Origin of the sequence: Microcoleus sp. AT3-D2 (genome assembly GCF_036705715.1) — a bacterium.
Classification (GTDB): domain Bacteria; phylum Cyanobacteriota; class Cyanobacteriia; order Cyanobacteriales; family Microcoleaceae; genus Microcoleus.
On the sequence record NZ_JAUBVE010000206.1, the window covers coordinates 1 to 1,265 of the forward strand.

Genomic DNA, 1,265 nt, shown 5'->3' on the forward strand with positions numbered 1-1,265 from the left:
TGAAAGTCTTGCTATACAAGAAGTCTAGGAAGACAAGAGGGCGTTGTGTTGTGAGGCTCAAATCGGATTGCTATAGTTACCAGGCCGAGTAACGAAGTGAAGCAATCTCAAACCGAGTTTTTTGGTAATTCGTCGTGCGTAATTCCTGATATATTTAAGGGCGATTATCCTATAAATTGGCTTGGAGTTTTTGGACTTCTGTTAATAGTGGCATATCGAGTTCCAGACAAATGTTTTCGGCGCGAGCGCAGTAATCTTGGATAGTTTCTAAAGGTACTGTATTGACCAGTAAGCTGGTTTTTGCTAATTGAAACAATGACTGGGCAGCACGAGCCTGAGCGTCTATTCGATCAAAAATCATCAATCCAGCGTTGAAATGCTCAAGAGCCTCTTCAAGTTTTCCTATTTCCAAATAAGTTATTCCTAACTCATACAGAGCATCTCCCTCACCGGGATTTTCAGTTTCACGGCAAAGTTCTACACACCGCTTAAGTAAACGTATTGACTCCCGATATTCCCCTGATTTTCTGTAGGTAATCCCTAAACTTCTGATGGCACCAATTTCGGCGTGTTTATCTTGAATTTCTCGACAAATTTCTAGTCCTTTGATTTGGTAATCTATAGAAGTTTTATAATTTCCTAATTTACTATAAATGCCAGCTAAACCTCCTAGAGCATAAGCTTTTCGTTTGGGATCGCCAATATTGATAGCAATTTCTAAGTATTGATTCATATATTGTTCTGCCGTCTCATATTCTCACCTAATTTCATATAAATGCCCTAAATTTCCTAGGGCAATTCCCACGCTTTCTTCAAATTTTATTTGCCGCGCAATTTCCAAAGCTTGCTGATGACAATTGAGGCAGTTATTATAATCTCCTTTGCTACTATAAATAACACCCAAATATTCTAAAGCTTTGCATTTAGTATGACTTTCTTCAAGGTCAGTAGCAATTACTATAGACTCTTGTAAGTATTCAATTGCCATTTCAGTATTTCCCATAGAAAGAGCCATATAACAAAGGGTTGCTGCCTCTAATTTGCGATAGCCTATATTATGAGATATCAATAAACTTTTTTGGTAATAATCTTGTGCAATTTTCCATTGACTCACAGCGTTATAAGCGTTTCCTAAACCTAGCAAAATTTCGCCATGTTCGGAAATTGAGCTTACTAACTTATCTCCAGATTGCAGGGCTATTTCGTTCTAGACAGTAGGCAGGGTTTAGGTTTAGAGTTTAGAAGTCGGATTCACCCTAACTTAT

At 37.9% G+C, this 1,265-nt stretch carries 2 protein-coding genes; both read right to left on the reverse strand.

The features are described 5' to 3' along the window. Positions 1-169 precede the first annotated feature (169 nt). The gene (locus tag QUB44_RS30910) at positions 170-733 is read right to left on the reverse strand and encodes a tetratricopeptide repeat protein (RefSeq protein WP_333373748.1); all 564 of its coding nucleotides are present in this window, start codon (positions 731-733) and stop codon (positions 170-172) included. A gap of 24 nt (positions 734-757) precedes the next feature. Further along, entirely contained in the window at positions 758-1,144 is a 387-nt protein-coding gene (locus tag QUB44_RS30915) for a tetratricopeptide repeat protein (RefSeq protein WP_333373751.1), read from the reverse strand. Positions 1,145-1,265: the final 121 nt, after the last annotated feature.

Bases quoted from the DNA above. Each gene is read 5' to 3' on its own strand.
- QUB44_RS30910 (WP_333373748.1), bottom strand. From the start codon at position 733: ATGAATCAATACTTAGAAATTGCTATCAATATTGGCGATCCCAAACGA.